Raw genomic sequence first — 18,519 nt, forward strand, 5'->3', positions numbered from 1 at the left:
TGAACAATATGCAATTAGACAAGATGCGACAGCGCGAACAAAAAACCGGATGGATATTAGTAGCACCAGCTTTGATAATTCTGATGCTAGTATTTGCTTACCCAATATTGCGCGCTTTTTGGCTGAGTTTATTCACCCAAAACCTCGGTACTGAATTAAAACTGGTTTTTTCCGGTTTTGCTAACTACAGTCGAATGTTAGGTGACGGGCGTTTCTGGCAAACTTTAGGCAACACCACAGTATTTACAGTCGCCTCTGTTGTGCTGGAATTAATTATCGGTATGGGCATTGCCTTAGTCTTAAATCAATCCTTCACAGGGCGCGGCATTGTTCGCACAATATCCTTGCTGCCTTGGGCGCTGCCGACTGCATTGATGGGAGTAGCTTGGGCGTGGATTTTTAACGACCAATACGGCGTAATTAACGACATTTTGAGGCGTTTGGGATTGATTCAAAATAGCATTAGCTGGCTGGGAGATCCGACTTTGGCAATGATGGCAGTGATTACAGCGGATGTGTGGAAAACTACGCCCTTTGTCAGCTTGCTTTTGCTAGCGGGATTGCAATCAATTCCCGGTGATTTGTACGAAGCACACGCGATTGACGGCGCCAGTAGCTGGCAGAGTTTCCGTCAAGTTACCGTACCCCTGCTGATGCCGCAAATTGTGATTGCTTTGCTGTTTCGATTTGCCCAAGCTTTCGGCATTTTTGACTTGATTCAGGTGATGACGGGAGGGGGACCGGCGGGGGCAACGGAGACGGTTTCTATCTACATTTACAGCACGGTAATGAGGTATTTAGACTTTGGGTATGGGGCGGCTTTGGTGGTGTGTACTTTTTTGCTGTTAGTGGCAGCCGTTGCGATCGCCGCTTACCTGTTATCGAGAGCCCGCGCCAGTCAATTTTAGATTTGGGATTTTAGATTTTAGATTGGTACTGGTTAAGTTAGTTTGCGATCGCGCACAGAGCCCAGAAACCGGGTTTCTTCGTAAATTTCTCGTTCCTGTTCGCAAAACTCATAGAAACCGGGTTTCTCACCGCACAATCCTATTTCTTGAAAATCTTGTGGGGTGGGCATCCTGCCCGCCGCAAAAGTTAAATCTAAATGCAGAACAACTTAGCACGTTCCTTTAATTGGTATAAATTATGTCGATCGCCCGCGAACAACCCACAAAAAAAACCTTTGACATCCGGCAATTAATCTTGCCAATCTCAGCGATATTAATTGTCGCATATTTCCTCGCACCTATTATCTGGCAGGTGCTAACTTCTTTCAAAGTAAATGCGGATATTTCGGCAATTCCCAACGTCTACATTCCCAAACGAATTACTTTCGAGCATTACCTGTCCCTCTTCCAACGTCGCCCGTTTGCTCTTTATATTTTAAATAGCGCTTTTGTTTCGATTACTTCAACATTGCTGTGTTTAGCAGTAGGCGCTCCCGCAGCTTACGCTTTAGCGCGGTTGCGGCTGTGGGGCGAGAAAATCATCCTGGCAACTGTGACGATTGTGACGCTATTTCCGGCGGTGCTGCTATTTTTGGGACTGCTGGAAATTGTCAAAGCTTTGGATTTAGGCAATAATTATTTAGCCTTAATTATTCCTTACACTGCGATCAATCTGCCTCTGACAATTTTGGTGATGCGGAGTTTCTTTCAACAGTTGCCAAAAGATTTGGAAGATGCGGCTAAAGTTGACGGATACAACACTTTTCAAATGCTGTGGCAAATCGTGTTACCGATGACATTTCCCGCCTTAGTCACAACCGGAATTCTGACGTTTATTTCAGCTTGGAACGAGTTTATTTTTGCACTGACATTTATGACTCGCGAATCTCTAAAAACAATCCCCGTCGCCACGGCTCAACTCAGCGGCGCGTCCGTCTTTGAGATTCCTTATGGGCCGATCGCCGCAGCTACCGTTTTGGGAACTTTGCCCTTGGTTTTGTTGGTTTTGGTGTTCCAGCGGCGCATCGTTCAGGGTTTAACTGCGGGGGCGGTAAAAGGATAAATCGATTTTAGATTTTAGAACTCGTTCCTAGGCTCTGCCTGGGAACCGATATCTAGAGGCTCTGCCTCGCTTTTTAAACAGGAAAATTGGAGGCAGAGCCTCCGGATCTGCGTGACCAGGCAGAGCCTGGTAACGAGCAAACAATCAACAGTCAACAGTCAACAGTCAACAGTCAACAGTCAACAGTCAACAGTCAACAGTCAACAGTCAACAGTTTAAAAACCATGGCAAAATTGCAACTAAAAAACCTCAATAAAACCTACAGCCCTAAAGTTGTTCCCGTAAAAGACATTAGTTTGGATGTCAGCGAAGGGGAATTTCTGACCTTGCTGGGGCCGTCGGGGTGCGGCAAATCTACGACGCTGAGGTTAATTGCAGGGTTGGAACAGCCAACTAGGGGCGAGATTAGAATTGGCGATCGCAATGTCACTTATCTCAGACCGGGCGATCGCGATATTGCCATGGTTTTTCAAAGTTACGCCCTTTATCCGCACATGACAGTATACGAGAATATGGCATCGAGCCTCAAACTTCGCAAAATCTCCTCCAGCGAAATCAATCGGTTAGTCACGGAAGTTGCAACATCCCTCGGATTGACGGAATTAATCGATCGCAAACCCGGAAAACTATCAGGCGGACAGCGGCAGCGAGTCGCCCTCGGCCGCGCATTAGTTCGCCAACCGGAAGTATTTTTGCTCGACGAACCTTTGAGCAATCTCGACGCATTATTACGAGAAAAAGTTAGGGCAGAACTCAAACAATTATTTTCCTCCCAAAAAGCTCCTGTAGTTTACGTAACTCACGACCAAACCGAAGCAATGACGCTTTCTACAAAAGTCGCAGTTCTTAACAGCGGCAACGTGCAGCAACTAGACCCGCCACACTTAATTTATACCCGTCCTGCAAATCAGTTTGTAGCGGGTTTTGTGGGCAGCCCGCAAATGAATTTGCTCGTGCTTAAATGCCAGGGCAATTTTGCTGTGTTGGGGGATTTTCGAGTTCGACTACCAGATATGCCGACTGTGCCGCCAGAAATTGTGTTGGGAATTCGCCCGGAACACGTCGGCTTTGCAGATGTAGAGGCCGGCAATATGTCCGCCCCAGAGGCAATTCAAGGTGAGGTTTATTTAGTGGAAAACTTGGGAATGCAAAATTTAGTTAGCGTCCGAGTTAAAGGTTTGGAGTCAGTCACGGTGCGGGCTTTACTGCCAAATGACCGCCACTGGAATTCGGAAATTGTAGAGCTGGTTTTTCCGCCTCAGTTGCTGCACTGGTTTGACGTGAAAACTGGCGATCGCTTGCAATAAGAATTGGCCCTGTATAGCATGATTGATTGAAAATGGTCTAACCTTGTGCTGAAAAAAACCTTTTCTGCTTCTAACTAATTTATGACTTTAGTTAGAGGTAGAAGTATTTGCCTGCTGTTAATGTGAAATAGGTGTTGAAAAAAGCTAATTGGCTGACACATAGGTGGCGTGTTTACCAAATTTTATCGCTAACCTATAACTCTATTTATGTGGTTAATGGCAAGTAGAAGCTAAGTTGGCTTTCCCTCGCCTTAGCTGCGGATTTTGCAGCAAGTCAATTAGATGAAAAAATGTTGAAAATTATCACCAATCAACTTAGGGAGTATGACCGAGATGAATTTGATTTCCACAGCCATTGCTCGCATCAGTTCCCTGCTTAAGGGCTTTCAAATCAAGAGTTTTTTGAGTGTTGTCCTAGTCGGTTTTCTGCTGCTAACAACAAGTGTTGATTCCGGAAGCAGTAACAAAGGTTTTGGCGCGCAAGCCAGCTCAAAAGCCGATCTAAACAATCCTGAAAGACCCCAAACAACGCGGGAATGGAGGCAAGAAGCTCGCGAAACCTCAGACTCTCCGGGCGAACGAGCTCAGAAGATTGGGCAAGAGGCAGGAGCAGCCGTGAAAGAATTCGGGGAGATGTACCAAGACACTGCTAAGAGAAGTATCCGCGAATTAAAGGGTAACTAGCTCCACCTAAAAAAATATAACACTGAGAAACCTCAGGGCTGTAGGGGCGCGGCCAAGAGTTCCTGCCCTTCCGGGTTTCTGAACACCTGAAAAGTTTGACGTTTAAATAAGTTAAGCAACTTAATACGGCAGACGCAATCAATTAGGCGAGCATAAATAAACAAGGACGGACGCTCATAAACCCGGTTTCTCATGTGAAACTGGGTTTTTGATTTGGAAGCCTTTTATGTTAAATTAAATCACATCCGCGTTAAAAACCCCTTGATAAGACTCGGCAGTTGAAATCGATCCTATAGAACCCATTTGAGATCTTTTTAGGGGGTAACTGGAGCAGCAAGTCGTTTGAGCATCAATCTGATAAAACAAAGCTTGAGCTTGGCATTGGCAGCTTCAAGTGTGCGGTCAAAATTTTTGACTAAACTCTTGCATCGCTCAACCCTTGCATTCGATCTTTCAATCACCCCGGAAAGCTGCAACCGGAACAAATCCCGATTGTCATGAAAGACTCCTTGTCAGCTTTTGATGGCTTGGTGGAGAGTTCAAACTGGATCTCGGTCATAATTTGAGCATAAATCTGCTCCAATGAGCTCGTCAGTTTTTCACTCCTGATAACCACGATCTAGCAAGATGGTAATCTTCGGCAGTGCCAGCGGTTTAGATGTGAAGTAATCGATATTTTGGGTCAGCATTTCAATCAACCCCGAGGGTCATCAGATACGCTGGCTTTGGTGCAGTGGGTAAAGAAGGGGAAGCCCAATATATCAACTGCTATAGCAATCCTAAATGATTATACTCGTTACCAGGCTCTTCCTGGTAACGCATATCCGGAGGAAGAGCCTCCATAGTCTGGGCCGAGGCAGAGCCTCGCTTACATCGTAACCAGTTAACCAGTTATTGAAACTGATGCGAGGATTGCTATAGAGGTCTTTTAATCCCATTTGTTGTCTTGTAAAAACAAAAGCCTTTCGACTCAATCCCTGCATTGCAGGTGTTTTTCACCCATGAGTGAGTCAATCATGATTAGAGTTATCCAGTGAGGCTTTTTTTTTACTTCCGCACTCGTCCATGTAATTCAGTCATAAATTTGTCTAATATCTCATCTTCACACCACTGTTTGTAATGCCAGAAGACCGTTGAATAGGGTGGAAAATCTTTGGGTAAGTCTGCCCAGTTGCAACCATTCTTGAATTGATACAATATCCCGTTGAGAAGGTGCCGCGCCAGTCCACACTGGGGGTCTTGTTTTCTTCTTGTGGGGTAATAATGGCTCTATTATTTCCCACTATGAGTCTGTTACATCGCTTGAATACCCCATTTACTCCCCCATCTGCTTTTAATTCACCACTTTTAGCTATCCTACCCGATTGGCAAAAAGATCTAAAAAGGGTTCCATAACATAATTTGTGATAAGTCGTCGGTACTTTGAACGGGTCTATCTTTTTTTACCCCAAGTGGGTCAACGTCTTACCTTGTCTAGCTTCTAACGGGGTTATCACCCCCCAGCCCCGAATAAGCGCCACTTTTATCAAAGGGGGATGAGGGCTGTAACTCAGATTAGGTCTAGCTCTTAGCTCTCTTTGTCACCCCCCAGCCCTGCTAGAGTCAACAAAGGTTCAAAATTAGCCGATCGCAGAGGGTCAGCTAAAGTTTCTACTAGCGATGATTTCTAAAACCATTGAGTAAGATTTGGCTGTTGCAGTAATTGAGCCAGAGTCCGAGTTAATTGTTTGGCTGCTTTTCCCGGTTCTACATAGGCTAAAGCTGTCCAATACTGCGCTTGTTTTAACTCGGTAATTTTTGATTGAAAGTTTCCCTTGACTAACCTGAGTAAAAATTCCGATAGGTCCCGCAAACGCTGCTGGCTCAAACTGCTTAAAAGTACCTTGCGAACTGTGCTATCCATTTTATATAATTCTTCATCAAATTCGCTGCACAAACCAGACAAGAACAAATTAGAAACTGTAATGCAAGGCACTTATAATTTTGACCAAAAAGGGTAAGCCCAAAAGCGATGAAGCAAGTCAGGTGCCAACGCTAGGGGGAAAGCTGCATCACAAGTAAATTCCAGATGAGCTTCAGTAAAACGATTTCTAAAGGGTTGAATGCACTTGATAGCATCTTGTTCTTTTAGGTCATTGCCAGTGGCTGTAAATTCAGTCATTGCAGCAGTTCGATTCCTTTTTGAAAGCCTTTACTATCTGCAGCAAACATTTTCAGAGTGTCAAATTTAGCAATTTCCGCAGCCGTTGTCTCTTTCCAAGAAGATTCTGGGATAGGGTTTAACCAAACAATTGTTCTAACTTGCTGTTTTAAGCATTTTAAAAATGATTCAGTTTCACGAATGCGCCTAGGAATATAATCTCGCCTTGCTGCACCAGCATCGCTAAAGATTAAAACAACTGTGTGTTGAGAGGAAAGGCGCACTAAAACTTGTTCTAGGGAAATTTCAGTATTAAACTGCGGGTCACAATACAACTCACCCTTGGGATAATTATTAAAATAATAGCAGGACTGGAATGCTAAACATCCCGTTTGTTGTGCAGTAGCAACTAACTGCCGAGATAAAACATGAAATGGTTGCATAGAACCTTTCTGATCGATCAGCAGCAATAGGGGACTATATTTGAGTCGGCGCAATTTCTGGACAGGCAAAACTAATTTACCTTGACGTTTGATTTTTTCTATAGTAGCAGCAACATCTAATTCTAGTCCCGTTCCTGTAGGAATTGATCGTTTGAGGTTATACCAACCCTGTATCATTTGTTGGCGTGTAACAGGCAAATAGTCGGGCTTCCCTGTTGGCTTAAAAGCTACCCAATCTTGTGACTGAGATGTTCTGACAGCTTTTACGACTTCACTATTTTCATCTATCGAAGTAGAGGCAACTGATTGGGGCATGGCTGGGAAAAAGAAATACTTTTCGGTCGAGTGTCTGGGAGTCCGAGAGGCTGTAGGAAGGGGTTGTCGGTGTTCCGCTGGAAAGTTAGGAGTGTCGGGCTTTGATGGTTCGGAAGACTGGACAGGATAGGCAGATTTTTGGGGAAAGATATCCTGAAAGATTGCATCAAATTGCTGTTTTTGAGAACTCGTTTTTACCCAAATAGTTTTTAGTAATTGCTTCAAAGACTCTGGTTCTAACGGGTAAATATCTGCTTCTAAAGCCTCTATCAGTAAATTGTAATCACAAATTCCTAGAGGAAACCCCGCCTTCCGTAGTTGGCTGAATAATTCGTAGAAGGGCAAGCTAAGTTCAATCGGAATCTTCATCTTCATCTCCTAAATCCTCAGCTATTTGTAAATCCTCTCGGTTTTTCAGTAATGTACTAGCATAAGGTATCTTCCGCTGTTGTAAAAGTTTCTCAAGTTCCGACTGAGGTACGTGTAGATGCAAAGCCATAAACCAATCTAGCAATTCACTGATGCTAATCTTTTTGCCAAAATCTCCTTTTTCCTCATCCATTACCTTACGAAGATTTAAAAATCTATCTAGAGTTCGACTTGTTAAGTTTTTTGACCATTGGTTCCCCATCTTAGCTTCGACAATTCTTTGTAAATCTAGCTTTTTAGGAAAATCGACATAGTGATATAGACAGCGTCTTAAAAAAGCATCGGGCAACTTTTTTTGAGCATTGCTAGTAATAAAAATAATCGGAGCAAAATCTGCTTTTGCACGAATTTCTTCTCCTGTTTCCCGGACAAAAAAGCGTTTTTCTTCAAGTTCCAAGAGTAAATCGTTCGGAAAATCGGTATCAGCTTTATCAATTTCATCAATTAAAACAATCATGCGCTGACCATTTTGAGAAGCTTTGAAAGCTTTGCCGATCGCTCCCCATGTAATGTAAGCTGCATGGTTGGGGTCATTGAGGCGAGTGTTAATGTTTTGTTTTTCTAAGGAGTCTGTCGCTGACAGTTGTGCATCGTACAGTCGCTTAACAGCATCATAAATATACAAGCCATCTCGCGCTTGGTCTGTGGATTTAATATACCAATCAGCATAAGGCCATTTAACATTATAGCGTTTGCTAAATTCATAGGCAACAGCTTTAGCTAAGTTCGTTTTACCGCATCCTGGCTCCCCTTCCAGCAGTAATGGTCTTTTCAGGTTAATCGCCAACCGAACAGCTTCAACTAAACCCTCGCTAACATCTGCTAAATATGGATAAAGGGGTTCTTGTGTCTCAGGATCGAGTTCACCAGCTTGGGGCTGAAATTCGATCGCCCCAGTGAATTCAAGTTGAGACTTCATTTTTTCTGGATTTTTTGCCATGAACTTTGATGTTCCTCCCATTTTAAGTTACAAAGACTATAGACAGACTTTAGCAAAGCTTCTGGTTGCCCTTGTTGACTTTCACTCCAAATAAATTCGCTGATGTTGTCAATAGGTGGGTAATTTGATAAATCATCATTTATGGTTTGCTTAATAAATGATTTCACTTCTTCGAGATTTGTCCAGCTTATTATATCACTCTTGTTAAATTTAGAGCTAACAGGAATTCCCTTATATGGATCGTTGCGATCGTCCCCATCTAAAGCGTTATATTCCCCTTGAGATGATGCTTGTAAGTCAATCGATACCATCAAAAGTTTTTGCCTGGGTTGTTCGTTAGAGAATGCTTTTACTAGAGGTTGATACAAGAGATTGAATAATTCTTCAAATTCAGTTAATTTTTGCCGCTCTTGGGTAAAAAACAATAAGGCTATAGCTTTATTGTTTTTCAGCATTTTTTTGTGAATTTCTTTAGCAATTGCGTCAGGGTTTTTCTTTCTCTCAAGCTTTTCAGGAAGTCTGAGTCCTGTAATAATGGTACTCAGCCTATCTTGAGAATCTGAGTGAATCAGACTGTTAAAAGAGATTTCAACTGTTTGGATACTGTCATCAAGTGGTTGAATCAGAGTTTTGAGTAACCAAAATAGAGGGATCTGCTCCTCGGAAACCGGGGCAAATTTTAAACAGACTAAATTTTGAGAGTTTCGGGCTAAGGCTTGGAAAATTTTAATTTGAGTTTTATGGTTTAACTGCCACAACAAAATTTCTAGCTTTTTCCAATCAGGCATTTCTCGCGTGTTCATACCTATTTCATGGCACTCAAAATCTAAAACAGTACAAATAGTTTTAAAAGCCTCATATTCGATGGCTGTTTCTCCTTTTAAAAATTTATTCCAAGTTCCGTGACTGTTATCTTTGATTTTTAGATAATCATTGAGAAAATTTTCTATGCTCAGGCTGTAGTAGGGAATAAAATAATCTTTAATATCTTGCAATTGAAATTTCTGGCAATTTAATTCGGGCATCGCCTCAAGCATAAGATTTGCAGCATCACCAATCAGGATATCCTGCTGAGCTAGGTATTGAAGGTCTGTTTCATCTAGACCATCTTCCAGTGTTTGGTTGCGAAGTGCCAACCCTTGTTCAATTTTATATCGGGCTACTTGCCAACGAACCTGCCGCCTGCCACCTCTTGTTTCTACCCTGGCGTTGACTGCTTTCAGTTTTGCCGATCGCACTTTCCAGCCCATTACTACATATCCTCCAATTTGTCAACGATCTGTTTACAAGTAATTTTTTAGCGATCTTTTACATAGTCGATAAAAGTTGGGAGAGTTGAATTACAAGACTACAAGCAATAAGGATTTGCAAAATGAAAGATAACATCAATGACATTCCGTCTGGCGGGATCGGTATAAAAATTATTGGCAAAATTGCCGATGAACTTTCTTACACTCGCATTTCTGGCCGCAACTGTTTGTTCATTATAAAATATTACCAATCCACACACAACACTCAAGCTAATTGTTGGAAGCGGGCGATAAATATTCTGAACAGCTTTAATTGGTTGCAAGAGCAACGAGAGCAACAATCCGATCGCAATTCTAACCAGCCACTGAAAAAAATCAGCTTAAAACTCAATACTGATATCAAGGGTGTTACTGAAGTTTTACAGTGGGTAGAGCAGTTAGAGGACCTACCGATTCCCGAAGCAGTTTTTTGCCAATTTAAGCTGATCGCCGTCGAAGGGTTTACAAATGTTGTTCGCCATGCTCATAAAGATATGCCATTAGAAACTCCGATCGAGCTGGTGATTGCTGCATTTAACGATCGCCTAGAACTCGAAATTTGGGATAGCGGAGAGCCTTTTGATTTCAAATCAAAGCTGGAGGAAGAATTGTCAGAAAAAAGTCCGTTTAGCTGGAACGATCTGGAATTTACGTTTCACTAAACATGACTTTTTGTATGCAGGGGTGGCCATAAACCGGGTTTGGCATGGTGGTTGAGCGTAGCCGAAGCTCAACCACCTGTTTTTTTACGAAAATACTTCGCTGTTACGGTTACAGATTCGATATTGCTAAGTAGATGAGTGGGAAAATATGTATGCAATCTAAAGCGAGGCGCAACAAAGTGAAGTGTCAGTGCGATCGATCGCACTGAGTCGGCATCAGTTGTTGTTTCAAGTGTGTCTGATAGAATTTTGGTAAAATATTTTTGGGATAAGTCAGCGTTTAACAATCTCGCTGCCTATTTTTTGAAAGTTATAAATGGGTTAAATAATTACGATATCAGCGTTTCAGGCTGGTTGTTACCTCCCCGGGTTTTGGACTAATAGCAATAATTTTTCAGGGGTTTTGCGAAATTCTTCCCCAAATCGCTGATAGATATATAGAGTTAAAGGAAATTCTCATGGACGAACAACGCTTTGCTGCTTATCTAAATCTGATTCAACAACTCCTCGATTGTCCTAACGGTGGAGAGAATGATATTCTCAACGCCAATCGAGAGTTGGTGGATGCCGATTTGCTGCAAGTCATGGAAGTGGTAGCGGCCGATATGGCAGAAAAAGGCAACTCAAATGCAGGTTGGTTGCAAAATCTAGCGGCACAATTGGCTAATTATATCGGTAATACTGCAACTCCTCAAGAGTATTTGTCTTTTTTAATGGAGGTGTTGCAGGCAACGTCAGACAGTGAGGGAAATCCTCAAGTTGTGTATCCTATTTTACAACAAAATCTTGACAAATTGAATCTAAAGTTTGCCGAAATATTGCAAGAGTGGGCAACCTCGATATTTACAGAAGTCACATTAGAAAAAGCTGAAAAAATCGCAATAGTTATTTTTAATTTTGGTCACTTAATTTGGCAGTTTTTTCTAGGTAACCGGGCATGGAATATAGAAATTAGCATCGCTTGTTACGAATCAGCTTTAAGAGTTTGTACCTCCGAACAATTTCCCCAATATTGGGGAACGATTCAACATAATTTGGGTATTGCCTGCGATCACAGAATTTATGGAGAAAAGGCTCAGAATATAGAACGGGCGATCGCTTGTTACGAATCTGCTTTAAAAGTCCGCCCCCGCGAACAATTTCCTCAAAAATGGGCAATGACTCAAAATTGTTTGGGTGTTGCCTACGATCACAGAATTAATGGAGAAAAGGCTCAGAATTTAGAACAGGCAATTGCTTATTTTGAGTCAGCCTTAATAGTGTACACCTACGAACAATTTCCTCAACAATGGGGAGGGACTCAACATAATTTGGGTCTTACCTATACAAACAGAATTCAGGGAGAAAAGGCTCAGAATATAGAACGAGCGATCGCTTGTTTCGAGTCAGATCTCATAGTCAGCACCCTCGAACAATTTCCCCAACAATGGGCAATGACTCAACATAATTTGGGTATTGCCTACGGCAACAGAATTCAGGGAGAAAAAGCCCAGAATATAGAACGGGCTATCGCTTGTTTTGAATCTGCTTTAATAGTCCGCACCCCCGAACAATTTCCCGAACAATGGGCAATGACTCAACATAATTTGGGTTTGGCCTACACCGAAAGAATTCAGGGAGAAAAGGCCCAGAATATAGAAGGGGCGATTGCTTGTTATGAATCTGCTTTAATTGTCCACACCCCCGAACAATTTCCCGAACAATGGGCAATGACTCAACATAATTTGGGTTTTGCATACACCGAAAGAATTCAGGAAGAAAAAGCCCAGAATATAGAACGGGCTATCGCTTGTTACAAGTCTGCTTTAACAGTCTACACACGCGAACAATTTCCTCAAGATTGGGCAATGACTCAACATAATTTGGGTATTGCCTACGGTGACAGAATTCAGGGAGAAAAAGACCAGAATATAGAACGGGCGATCGCTTGTTACGAGTCAGCTTTAATCGTCCATACTCTCGAACAATTTCCCCAAGATTGGGCAACGACTCAAAATTGTTTGGGGAATACCTACATGAACAGAATTCAGGGAGAAAAAGCCCAGAATATAGAACAGGCGATGGCTTGTTACGAGTCAGCTTTAATAGTCCGCACCCGCGAACAATTTCCCCAAGATTGGGCAATGACTCAACATAATTTGGGTGTTACCTACAGTCAAAGAATTCACGGAGAAAAGGCCCAGAATATAGAACGGGCTATCGCTTGTTACAAGTCTGCTTTAACAGTCTACACACGCGAACAATTTCCCCAAGATTGGGCAATGACTCAACATAATTTGGGTCTTGCCTACGGTGACAGAATTCAGGGAGAAAAAGCCCAGAATATAGAACGGGCGATCGCTTGTTACGAATCTGCTTTAATAGTCCTCACCGGCGAACAATTTCCCCAAGATTGGGCAATGACTCAACATAATTTGGGTAATGCCTACCGCAACAGAATTCAGGGAGAAAAAGCCCAGAATATAGAACGGGCGATCGCTTGTTTCGAGTCAGCTTTAAAAGTCCGCACCCCCGAACAGTTCCCCCAAGATTGGGCAATGACTCAACATGGTTTGGGTATTGCCTACAGTCAAAGAATTCAGGGAGAAAAGACTGAGAATATAGAACAGGCGATCGCTTGTTTCGAGTCAGCTTTAATAGTCCGCACCCCCGAACAGTTCCCCCAAGATTGGGCAATGACTCAAAATGGTTTGGGTATTGCCTACAGTCAAAGAATTCAGGGAGAAAAGACTGAGAATATAGAACAGGCGATCGCTTGTTACGAGTCAGCTTTAATAGTCCGCACCCGCGAACAATTTCCCCAAGATTGGGCAACCACTCAAAATAATTTGGGTATGGCCTACAGAGAGAGAATTCAGGGAGAAAAAGCCCAGAATATTGAACGAGCTATTGCTTGTTACGAGTCAGCTTTAATAGTCCGCACCCGCGAACAATTTCCCGAAGATTGGGCAACCACTCAAAATAGTTTGGGTCTTGCCTACAGAGAGAGAATTCAGGGAGAAAAATCCCAGAATATAGAACAGGCGATCGCTTATTTCGAGTCAGGTTTAATAGTTTACACCTACGAACAATTTCCCCAACAATGGGCAAGGATTCAAAATGGTTTGGCTGCTGCCTACAGCACCAGAATTCAGGGAGAAAAGGCTCAGAATTTAGAACGGGCGATCGCTTGTTTAGAGTCGGCTTTAATAGTCCGCACCCGCGAAAAATTTCCCCAATATTGGGCAGGGACTCAAAATAATTTGGGAAATGCCTACTGTCAGAGAATTCAGGGAGAAAAGGCCCAGAATATAGAACAGGCGATCGCTTGTTACGAGTCTGCCTTAATCGTCCACACCCGCGAACAATTTCCCGAAGATTGGGCTAGGATTCAACTTAATTTGGGTGCTGCCTACGGTCAAAGAATTCAGGGAGAAAAAGCCCAGAATATAGAACAGGCGATCGCTTGTTACGAGTCTGCTTTAAAAGTCTACACTCCTACCGCTTTTCCTTTAGATTGCTTGCGATCGGGTAGAAACCTCGGCGATACCGCTTTCACTGCTGGTTTCTGGGAGATTGCGATCGAAGGATACGAACAAGCGATGACAGCGGTAGAATACAGTAGAAGTTGGGCAACTTCGGACGATCGCCGCCAACAAATGGTAGCAGAATCGATCGATGTTTACGAAAACGCCATTCAAGCTTGCATCAACAGCGGCAAACTAGAAAAAGCCCTAGAATATTGTGACAGAACCCGTTCCAAGTATTTAGTCGATTTAATGCACAGCAATGACGTGTATGCTAGCGGTAAAATTCCGCCTGAAGTTGAAAAGTATTTGCGGGAGTTTGAGGCGAAGCAGCGTGAAATTGACGCAGAAGTTGAACAACTCCGCAATCCATCGCCCGGGAATAAAGAATTAGCAACTGCGGGGAGTCAGTCACGAAATCGGGCGGATTTTGCTGCTTACACGAACAAGATAGAACAATTGGAATCCGAGAAACAGGACATCTGGCAAAACATTCGCCGTTTAGATCCAGTTTTATCGGGACAGCTTCAAGTCGATGGGATGAAGTTTGAGGCAATGCAGCAACTCATCAACAATTCACAGACCGCAATTATCTGTTTTTATACTACCAATCAAGCCACTCATGTTTTCGTAATTTACAAGGATAAATCCCCACAAATTCACACTTGTCAGGAAGAGGGTTTGGAAACTTTTCAACAGTGGATTCGCGAGAGTTGGTTGTTGCCTTATTTAGTAGCTAAAAAAACTTGGAAACGAGAAATGGGTAATTTTTTAAGCCAGTTGTCGCAGCGGTTAAAAGTTAATGAGTTGATTGATAAATATCTAAATGGCATTGAAGAATTGATTGTGCTTCCGCATCTGTATTTGCATCAGATTCCGTTGGCGGCATTGCCGATTAACCCCCCCCAACTCCCCCTTGCTAAGGGGGGGCTAAGAGAAGGACAAGATTTTTCCCTGGTTGAAGGGCAGCTACAGCAGGAGAATGCCCCTTTGCTAAGCAAGCAAGAATCTCTTCAATCTCCCCCCCTTAGCAAGGGGGAATCCCTTCAATCTCCCCCCCTTAGCAAGGGGGGGCCGGGGGGGGTTCTTAGCGATTATTTTCTAATTCGTTACGTTCCCAGTTGCAAAATATTAGAGTATTGCCATCAACGCCCAACCATCGAATCGCCACAATACGGCATCGTAGAAAATGCCACTGACGACCTCTATTTTACACCTTTCGAGTGCGAAGAAATTACCAAAATTGTTCCGATCGAGCAACACTTAAAAGGACGCGAACAAGCAACAGTCGCTAATTATCGCAATTTGGTGAAACAAGTTAATGTCCTACACTCCAGCCACCATGCCAAATCGCGTTTGGACAATCCTTTAGAATCCGAATTATTACTGGGGGATGGGACGATCCGGCTAGGAGAATTAATGACTCCTGGTTGGCGTTTGCCGGAATTGTCAGAGGTGTTTCTATCCTGCTGCGAAACCAATTTAGGAGAGACGACAATTACCGACGATCTGCTCACCTTGGGAACCGGGTTTTTGTGTGCGGGTGCTCGGAGTGTAGTCAGCACGTTATGGGCGGTGAATGATTTGGCTACGTCGTTGTTTTCGATTTTTTACTATCAGTTTCGGCAGACTGGTTGCAGTCGCCCGGATGCGTTGCGGCGCGCTCAGATGAGGTTGCGGACGATTTCGGGTGCGGAGTTGGAAGCGCTGTACAAGCCGCAAATAGATGCGATTTTCCTGAAAATTAATCAGAATTTAAATCTGACGAAAGGTCTCTATGCACAGTCAAATCCTTTTGCTGATTTGATTTATTGGTCGGGGTTTATTTGTCAGGGTTTGCATTGAGTGGGCGGGTTCACCAACCATCTATGAAAATCACAAACCATCTGATAAACCAGCCCCCTTCCTACTCTTAAGCCCACGCAGCCACACACACAACCCGAAAACCATAGTTGGCGAAGCCGACATCGGGCGCAAGGTTGATGCGACAAGCAGAACGGCAGTTCCACGGATCGCTGTCCCACGAACCTCCGCGCAGCAGCCTCGTTTGGTTATCCTTTTTGGTATTGACTAATAAATGAATACTATTGTGATAGCGATTATCATTACAAGTATCATCCCAGACCGTACCATCAGTAGGCGCACCTTGATAGCGATCGTGCCAAGGATCGGCGCACCACTCCCAAACGTTCCCGTGCATATCGTAGAGTCCAAAAGCATTCGCTACGCCCAGGCTACCCACAGGCGTTGTTTGTTGGCGGAAAATTCCTTTAGATCCTCGATCGTAGGAATCCCACCACTTGTTCTCTCGATCGCCCTTACCTCTATAATTTGCTAAATCAGTCGTCATCGTTTCCCCAAAATGAAAAGGTGTTGTTGTCCGGGCGCGACAAGCATATTCCCATTCGGCTTCGCTAGGAAGGCGGTAGCTTCTACCTGTTTTTTGAGATAATCTGGCACAAAACTCGATCGCCTGATACCAAGAAATTTGTTCTACAGGTCGGTTTTCCCCTTTAAACCGAGATGGACTGGAGTCAAGGTCGTAATGAATTTTTGGTAATCTAGCTACTGCTTGCCATTGTACTTGAGTAATCAGGTATTTTCCCATCATAAAAGGTTTGATTGTCACCTGATGTTGAGGTCTTTCAGAGTCTAGGCTTTCTACTTCAGTTTCTAGTGAACCCATGATGAACCTTCCCCTAGGAATAGAAACCATTTCTAAGTTGGTGTCATCGCCTAAGTCTTCGGTAAAATATGGAGCTTGTTTGATTTCGCGTTGACCAATTTCGCCTTCAGAATTGACGGTAACAGTTTCAAAGGTGAAAGTTTTAGCCGGGACAGGACGGGGAGGTAAATTAACTTCCACTCCAGCAACAATCGCATAATCTCCTGTCTTGGGTAAGCTATCAAACAACCGAGTTGCTTCTGTGCGATATCCTAGCGCTGTTTGTTTCATAGCTTCTGCTAGAGTCAACAAAGATTGAAAATTGGCTGCTCGCAGAGGGTTAGCTAAAGTTTCTACTAGCGAAGATTTCTGCAACCATTGAGCAAAATTTGGCTCTTGCAGTAATTGACCCAGAGTCCGACTTAATTGTTCTGCTGCTTTAGAGGGTTCTACATAAGCTAAAGCTGTCCAATATTGAGCTTGTTTTAATCCTGGAATGTTCGATCGAAAGTTCCGCTTGACATACTTGAGTAAGAATTGCGAGAGTTCCCTCAAACGAGGCTGGCTCAAATGTTGTAAAAGTTCTTGGCGAACAGCGAGATCCATTTCATAGAGTTCTTCATCAACTTCGCTGCACAAACCTGACAATAATAAGTCAGAAACTGCAATCCAAGGCACTTGTAATTTTGGTCTAAAAGGGTAATCTCGCAACCGATAAAGCAAGTCCGGTGTTAAAGCTAGGGGAAAAGCTGCATGACAAGCAAATTCCAGATGAGTTTCAGTAAAACGATTTCTAAAAGCTTGAATGCGCTTCATAGCCTCTTGTTCTTTTGGGTCGTTTCCCGTGGCTGTAAATTCGGTCATTGCAGCACCTCGATTGCTTGTTGAAAGCCTGCACTATAGCAATCCTAAATCATTTGTGTAATTCTTGTAGGGGCAAACCCCCCGTGGTTGCCCCGATGCAGGCAGGGGTAGGCACGGGGGCACTACCCCTACATCTTTTTACGACTCCTGCAAGGATTGCTATATCTGCGGTAAACATTTTCAGAGTTTCAAATTTAGCAATTTCCGTAAATCGGTATCAGTCTTATAAATTTCATCAATTAAAACAATCTGCCGATCGCACTTCCTGCGTGTATCACATATCCTACAACTTGTCAACGATCTGCTTAAAAGTAATTTTTTAGCGATCTTTTACATAGTCGATAAAAGTTGGGAGAGTTTAACTACAAGACTACAAGACATCAGGATAGCAAAAATGAGAGATAGATTTTTTGATGAACCGTCACTGGGAATAGGTATAAAACTAATTGGCCAAATTGCTGACGAACTTAGTTATACCCACACTTCTGACCGCCGCAATTGTCTTTCGATTGTTAAATATTTCCAGCCCGTACTACCTCAAGATAACACTCAAGCTAGTGGTTTGAAGCGATCGAGCGATGTTTTGAGCATCTTTAACTGGCTGACAGAGCAAATAACTAGCCAATCCGATCGAAATTCTCACCAGCTACTGCAAAAAATCACTCTTCAGCTCAATAGTGATATTGCTACTGTTAGCCAAGTTTTGTGGTGGGTGGAGCAGTTAGATAATCTACCAATTCCCGAAACAGTTTTGCAGCTTTCCCGACTTGCGGTGGTTGAAGGGTTTATCCTTGCCGTTCACCATCACAAAAATATGCCATCAGACACTTCGATCGATCTTTCGATTGCGGTATTTAACGAACGTCTTGAAATCCAAATTTGGGATTGGGGAAAGCCGTTTAACTTCAAGGCTAAGTTAAACGAAGAGTTGAAAAAAAAAGACCCGTTCGGTTTAAACGACAGCGGATTTGTATTTCAGTAAAGCGGTTTGGTAATTGCCGACTTTGAACGGGCAAAAGGAAGAAACTTTTATGTGATGACTGCTAATACTGCACATGACGGGGTAACAACCCCGTCAGAACCTATAGCGGGTGAGGCGTTGACCCACTTGTGGTAAGGAATGAGAATTAAATAACTTCCACTCTTGAAAGTGGGATGGGCGTCCCGCCCGTCCGCAGTTTTTAGTATTAAGGAATGAGAATTAAATAACTTCCACTCTTGAAAGTGGGATGGGCGTCCCGCCCGTCCAAAAAGGACGGGCGGGA

General features: G+C 43.2%; 16 protein-coding genes. 7 read left to right on the plus strand and 9 right to left on the minus strand.

All coding sequences use genetic code 11. From position 1 onward, the window contains the following. Positions 1-8: 8 nt before the first annotated feature. Positions 9-908: a sugar ABC transporter permease gene (locus QUB56_RS25755; protein WP_332959057.1), complete on the plus strand. Its 900-nt coding sequence runs from the start codon at positions 9-11 to the stop codon at positions 906-908. Between the two features lie 32 nt (positions 909-940). Here QUB56_RS25755 and QUB56_RS25760 read toward each other — a convergent pair whose 3' ends face one another. Beyond that, complete coding sequence (locus tag QUB56_RS25760; RefSeq protein WP_332959058.1) at positions 941-1,078, minus strand: hypothetical protein; 138 nt, start codon at positions 1,076-1,078, stop codon at positions 941-943. Positions 1,079-1,146: 68 nt separating this feature from the next. On the opposite strand from QUB56_RS25760, the gene QUB56_RS25765 reads away from it, so the two are divergent. From QUB56_RS25765 to QUB56_RS25775, 3 genes are all read left to right on the plus strand, one after another. After that, positions 1,147-2,010 (plus strand): carbohydrate ABC transporter permease, encoded by an 864-nt coding sequence (locus tag QUB56_RS25765; RefSeq protein WP_332959060.1) that lies wholly within the window; start codon positions 1,147-1,149, stop codon positions 2,008-2,010. Positions 2,011-2,234: 224 nt separating this feature from the next. Continuing rightward, positions 2,235-3,317: an ABC transporter ATP-binding protein gene (locus QUB56_RS25770; RefSeq protein WP_332959075.1), complete on the plus strand. Its 1,083-nt coding sequence runs from the start codon at positions 2,235-2,237 to the stop codon at positions 3,315-3,317. A gap of 333 nt (positions 3,318-3,650) precedes the next feature. Beyond that, a complete protein-coding gene (locus QUB56_RS25775; RefSeq protein WP_332959062.1) occupies positions 3,651-4,001 on the plus strand; it encodes a hypothetical protein in 351 nt (116 codons plus the stop codon). Positions 4,002-5,048: 1,047 nt separating this feature from the next. On the opposite strand, the gene QUB56_RS37395 is transcribed toward QUB56_RS25775, so the two are convergent. From QUB56_RS37395 to QUB56_RS25800, 6 genes are all read right to left on the minus strand, one after another. After that, the gene (locus tag QUB56_RS37395; protein WP_445243394.1) at positions 5,049-5,225 is read right to left on the minus strand and encodes a transposase; all 177 of its coding nucleotides are present in this window, start codon (positions 5,223-5,225) and stop codon (positions 5,049-5,051) included. Positions 5,226-5,667: 442 nt separating this feature from the next. After that, on the minus strand, positions 5,668-5,976 hold the full coding sequence (locus tag QUB56_RS25780) for a hypothetical protein (RefSeq protein WP_332959063.1): 309 nt from the start codon (positions 5,974-5,976) through the stop codon (positions 5,668-5,670). Then, complete coding sequence (locus QUB56_RS25785) at positions 5,977-6,162, minus strand: hypothetical protein (protein WP_332959064.1); 186 nt, start codon at positions 6,160-6,162, stop codon at positions 5,977-5,979. Further along, the gene (locus tag QUB56_RS25790; RefSeq protein WP_332959065.1) at positions 6,159-7,268 is read right to left on the minus strand and encodes a hypothetical protein; all 1,110 of its coding nucleotides are present in this window, start codon (positions 7,266-7,268) and stop codon (positions 6,159-6,161) included. The genes QUB56_RS25785 and QUB56_RS25790 overlap by 4 nt, the downstream gene beginning before the upstream one ends. Then, positions 7,252-8,268, minus strand: a complete 1,017-nt coding sequence (locus QUB56_RS25795; protein ID WP_332959066.1) for a MoxR family ATPase — start codon at positions 8,266-8,268, stop codon at positions 7,252-7,254. The genes QUB56_RS25790 and QUB56_RS25795 overlap by 17 nt, the downstream gene beginning before the upstream one ends. Then, a complete protein-coding gene (locus QUB56_RS25800; RefSeq protein ID WP_332959067.1) occupies positions 8,244-9,506 on the minus strand; it encodes a hypothetical protein in 1,263 nt (420 codons plus the stop codon). The genes QUB56_RS25795 and QUB56_RS25800 overlap by 25 nt, the downstream gene beginning before the upstream one ends. A gap of 134 nt (positions 9,507-9,640) precedes the next feature. On the opposite strand from QUB56_RS25800, the gene QUB56_RS25805 reads away from it, so the two are divergent. After that, entirely contained in the window at positions 9,641-10,219 is a 579-nt protein-coding gene (locus QUB56_RS25805) for an ATP-binding protein (protein ID WP_332959068.1), read from the plus strand. 458 nt (positions 10,220-10,677) lie between these two features. Continuing rightward, positions 10,678-15,570, plus strand: a complete 4,893-nt coding sequence (locus tag QUB56_RS25810; RefSeq protein ID WP_332959069.1) for a tetratricopeptide repeat protein — start codon at positions 10,678-10,680, stop codon at positions 15,568-15,570. 67 nt (positions 15,571-15,637) lie between these two features. Here the strand turns inward: QUB56_RS25810 and QUB56_RS25815 are convergent, their stop codons facing one another. Next, positions 15,638-17,254, minus strand: coding sequence for a formylglycine-generating enzyme family protein (locus QUB56_RS25815; protein WP_332959070.1), 1,617 nt, complete (start codon positions 17,252-17,254; stop codon positions 15,638-15,640). Positions 17,255-17,648: 394 nt separating this feature from the next. On the opposite strand from QUB56_RS25815, the gene QUB56_RS25820 reads away from it, so the two are divergent. Continuing rightward, on the plus strand, positions 17,649-18,236 hold the full coding sequence (locus QUB56_RS25820) for an ATP-binding protein (RefSeq protein WP_332959071.1): 588 nt from the start codon (positions 17,649-17,651) through the stop codon (positions 18,234-18,236). A gap of 47 nt (positions 18,237-18,283) precedes the next feature. Here QUB56_RS25820 and QUB56_RS25825 read toward each other — a convergent pair. After that, positions 18,284-18,519, minus strand: a 236-nt coding sequence (locus QUB56_RS25825) for a hypothetical protein (RefSeq protein ID WP_332959072.1), incomplete at its 5' end; no start/stop codon positions are given.

Source organism: Microcoleus sp. AR_TQ3_B6, from assembly GCF_036702785.1.
GTDB lineage: Bacteria > Cyanobacteriota > Cyanobacteriia > Cyanobacteriales > Microcoleaceae > Microcoleus.

What these genes read in the sequence shown, in the direction of transcription:
- QUB56_RS25755 (WP_332959057.1), top strand. Translation starts at nt 9, where the DNA reads ATGCAATTAGACAAGATGCGACAGCGCGAACAAAAAACCGGATGGATA.
- QUB56_RS25760 (WP_332959058.1), bottom strand. Translation starts at nt 1,078, where the DNA reads ATGCCCACCCCACAAGATTTTCAAGAAATAGGATTGTGCGGTGAGAAA.
- QUB56_RS25765 (WP_332959060.1), top strand. Translation starts at nt 1,147, where the DNA reads ATGTCGATCGCCCGCGAACAACCCACAAAAAAAACCTTTGACATCCGG.
- QUB56_RS25770 (WP_332959075.1), top strand. Translation starts at nt 2,235, where the DNA reads ATGGCAAAATTGCAACTAAAAAACCTCAATAAAACCTACAGCCCTAAA.
- QUB56_RS25775 (WP_332959062.1), top strand. Translation starts at nt 3,651, where the DNA reads ATGAATTTGATTTCCACAGCCATTGCTCGCATCAGTTCCCTGCTTAAG.
- QUB56_RS25785 (WP_332959064.1), bottom strand. Translation starts at nt 6,162, where the DNA reads ATGACTGAATTTACAGCCACTGGCAATGACCTAAAAGAACAAGATGCT.
- QUB56_RS25790 (WP_332959065.1), bottom strand. Translation starts at nt 7,268, where the DNA reads ATGAAGATTCCGATTGAACTTAGCTTGCCCTTCTACGAATTATTCAGC.
- QUB56_RS25795 (WP_332959066.1), bottom strand. Translation starts at nt 8,268, where the DNA reads ATGGCAAAAAATCCAGAAAAAATGAAGTCTCAACTTGAATTCACTGGG.
- QUB56_RS25805 (WP_332959068.1), top strand. Translation starts at nt 9,641, where the DNA reads ATGAAAGATAACATCAATGACATTCCGTCTGGCGGGATCGGTATAAAA.
- QUB56_RS25810 (WP_332959069.1), top strand. Translation starts at nt 10,678, where the DNA reads ATGGACGAACAACGCTTTGCTGCTTATCTAAATCTGATTCAACAACTC.
- QUB56_RS25815 (WP_332959070.1), bottom strand. Translation starts at nt 17,254, where the DNA reads ATGACCGAATTTACAGCCACGGGAAACGACCCAAAAGAACAAGAGGCT.
- QUB56_RS25820 (WP_332959071.1), top strand. Translation starts at nt 17,649, where the DNA reads ATGAGAGATAGATTTTTTGATGAACCGTCACTGGGAATAGGTATAAAA.